Consider the following 2591-nt stretch of genomic DNA (forward strand, 5'->3'; position numbering starts at 1 on the left):
AATGTAATTGGTATGACATATCAGAAAAATAGTCTATACTGCCCGCCCAAATAGGAATATTCCTACAAAGTAGGTATATCCTTGCAGGAAAGCATAAGAAATCAATGATAATATAATCGCGCTAGGTTATTAAATTAATAAACCAGAAAGACTAAGGCTATGACTGATATTTTTAATGAGTCAACACAACACCGTGAATCTGTTGCTGAACTCTCTGAATTAGGCGATTACGATGGACAAGATCAAACGATTGATAGTTTGGCTAATGAGATAGTGTACATTTATTGTCCAGACGAAGATGCGGGCAAAATTCACACCGTGCTATCTCGACATCCAATTCACTACCAAGTAAACAACTACAACTTAGTCGATTTTAAAAATAAAACACTTTGTCATTTTAAAAGTGCGAATTTGTCTAAACGTCAACAGCTATTTTTAATCGCTGCGACCGAGTTTGGTGCATGGGTTGAGCCACTGGTCAGCTATTTTGACCGAAAAGTAGGCTATACAGAAACAGAGCTACTGCACAGCGGTTACTTCTTGCACCAAAAAGCCTTTTCTATTTTATCAAACAAAAGACATAGCCGAGAAAAACGTTTTATTGATCTCTTTTTTGTTTTCAGCTTATCGACTGTCGCAATACCCGTTGGGCTCATCACCGCACTTCTCATTAAGCTAGAATCACCCGGTCCTGTTTTTTTCAAACAACGACGGACAGGACAATACAACAAAGAATTTGAAGTGATTAAGTTTCGCTCAATGCGTAATGATGCAGAAAAAAATGGCGCACAGTGGGCAACAAAAAATGATGCACGTGTGACCAAAGTGGGCAAATTCATTCGTAAAACACGAATTGATGAACTTCCTCAATTAATCAATGTATTAAAAGGGGAAATGTCGATGGTTGGCCCGCGGCCAGAACGTGAAGTATTTATTGATGAGCTTGAAAAGCAAATTCCCTACTACCGTTTTCGCCATGCGGTGAAACCGGGAGTTACAGGGCTTGCTCAAGTGAAGTACCCTTACGGTGCATCAGTAGAAGATGCCGTATGGAAACATAAATATGATGTGTACTACATTAAGCACCAGAACTGGCGCATGGAATTGAAGATTTTGTTGTTGACCGTCAAGACAGTTTTGTTTGGGATGGGAAGGTAGTTTAAATGCCACAGAATAGATGTATTGCTTTTACTTGAAATACGTATACCGTCAACCAATAAACCTTATGATTTTATAAATCTTACCTAACAATTTAGATGGTAACATCCTGATCGGAAATCGAATTATAGTATTTATCACAACTTGCTCTCTAGTCATAAACCCATTTTTAAAACACAATTTAAAAAAATTAAGTTCATAAAAAGCATACCTACGCCCCCCCCTTCTAGAAAGTTGTGCCTCATCAGAACGCATGAATACTAGCGGTTCTTGAATATTGTAAAAAATTGCGCCATTATTGAGCAATTTTAACCACAAATAATAGTCTTCAAAATATAAAACATCATTATATCGCTGAACATCAAATACTATAGATTTTCTATACATCACGGAAGGATGATTCATAGGATTTTTACGCTGAGAATATCTAACTATATCATCATGATTTTCTGGTAGTTTCCGGTACGAAATACAAATGTCACTATTTTTATAGAACTCAGATATCCAACTACCACACACATCAATATTTTGGTTCTTAAAGATCTTTAACTGCTTCTCAAAACGGCTGGGGTGACATATATCATCAGTGTCCATGCGAGCTATCAAATCATAACGACATAGTTCCAATCCGTGATTTAGAGCCATCCCTAAACCAACATTATTAGGCAGTTTAACTCTCTCTATAGGTAATATTTTTTGCCATTTTTCTAGAGTCGCATAAAGCTCTTCAGTTAAAGGGCCATCTTCGACAAGAATAATTTGATTTGCCTGAACAGTTTGATTAATCAAACTTTCAAAGCAAGCACTTAGATAACTAGCATTCTCTTTTACATAAAGAGACATTAGGATCGAAAACTTCAAGATATTACCTTATAAATAATAATTAAGCATCATGTTATAGAACATCGCCTTAATATGAAAAAATATAGGATAACTGTCATCATAAAAAAGTGCTCAAAAAGCAGACTTGATAATAACAGTGAAAAAAATGCAGGCCAATGCCCAATTGATATACTATAAAAAAATACTGCAAAAACCAAAACACAAGATATAATATAACCATGATCAAATATAAGCTGCATATAAGAATTATGAAATGGTCGAGAAAAATATACTAACGACTGACCAGAACCGAAACCAGAATAATACCGTTCACTAGTACTAATCATCTCCATAGCATTGATTTGAGGTTGAACTCTAAATATGAATGAGTTTAATTTTCTATCAATAGCTGATGTTTCCCATCCAGATTTTATATCTACACTAGGACCTAAATGTATAATGTATACATAACTAAAAACTATTAATATCAAGGAAATAATAGATATTTTTTTCAAAATCTTAGAGTTAAAACCTAAATAGCCCCAAAAAATCAAGATAAACATAAAAGTGATAGCAGTAACTGATTGCGTTGCAATAATACATATAAAAAC

The 2591-nt window shown here is 34.7% G+C and carries 3 protein-coding genes; 1 reads left to right on the forward strand and 2 read right to left on the reverse strand.

Annotated features, from left to right (window positions below; all coding sequences use genetic code 11):
* Positions 1-159: 159 nt before the first annotated feature.
* The gene (locus AACU59_RS04805; RefSeq protein ID WP_094144609.1) at positions 160-1158 is read left to right on the forward strand and encodes a sugar transferase; all 999 of its coding nucleotides are present in this window, start codon (positions 160-162) and stop codon (positions 1156-1158) included.
* Positions 1159-1209: 51 nt separating this feature from the next.
* On the opposite strand, the gene AACU59_RS04810 is transcribed toward AACU59_RS04805, so the two are convergent.
* The gene (locus tag AACU59_RS04810) at positions 1210-2019 is read right to left on the reverse strand and encodes a glycosyltransferase (protein ID WP_161437681.1); all 810 of its coding nucleotides are present in this window, start codon (positions 2017-2019) and stop codon (positions 1210-1212) included.
* Positions 2020-2048: 29 nt separating this feature from the next.
* Positions 2049-2591: hypothetical protein (locus tag AACU59_RS04815; protein ID WP_237666601.1), on the reverse strand; the 543-nt coding region annotated here is incomplete at its 5' end.

It is taken from the genome of Vibrio sp. V23_P3S9T160, from assembly GCF_963886625.1.
GTDB classification, from domain to species: Bacteria; Pseudomonadota; Gammaproteobacteria; order Enterobacterales; family Vibrionaceae; genus Vibrio; species Vibrio anguillarum.

Bases quoted from the DNA above. Each gene is read 5' to 3' on its own strand.
- AACU59_RS04805 (WP_094144609.1), top strand. From the start codon at position 160: ATGACTGATATTTTTAATGAGTCAACACAACACCGTGAATCTGTTGCT.